Origin of the sequence: Dietzia sp. CH92, assembly GCF_032248695.1 — a bacterium.
GTDB lineage: Bacteria > Actinomycetota > Actinomycetes > Mycobacteriales > Mycobacteriaceae > Dietzia.
The window spans coordinates 1-479 of record NZ_JAVHXC010000026.1 but is presented as its reverse complement, the minus strand read 5'-3'; the positions used below and the strand labels follow the sequence as shown (position 1 = coordinate 479).

1 pseudogene is annotated in these 479 nt (G+C 74.7%); it reads right to left on the bottom strand.

From position 1 onward, the window contains the following. Nucleotides 1–203: pseudogene (locus RWK90_RS17300) on the bottom strand (HNH endonuclease); the annotation flags it as partial. Nucleotides 204–479: the final 276 nt, after the last annotated feature.

Genomic DNA, 479 nt, shown 5'->3' with positions numbered 1-479 from the left:
GTGCACCCGGGATGGCGGCAGGTGCCATCGCGCAGCCGGACTCGGCGCGCCAACTCCGCACCGGGCCGATACTTCAGTTCCGCGCCGGGCTGGTCGGCGGCCCCGATCGCGGGATCCACCTGCTCGACGCTGGCGCCGTCACAGGTGGCGAGCATCTCCAACAGGGCGGCCAGGGCGGCCTCACCGGTGCGGGTGAACTCCACCCGCACCCCGTCCTGATCCCGANGGATCCACCTGCTCGACGCTGGCGCCGTCACAGGTGGCGAGCATCTCCAACAGGGCGGCCAGGGCGGCCTCACCGGTGCGGGTGAACTCCACCCGCACCCCGTCCTGATCCCGACCGGTCTGGCCGGTGGCGATGACGGTGACCTTCGGCCGCAACACCGGCGCCCGCCCACCCGTGGCACCCGCAGCGGCGTCGGCGTCGGCGTCGGCGGGGTCGGCGGAGCCGCCCTCGGAGTCGGCGGCGTCGCGGGATC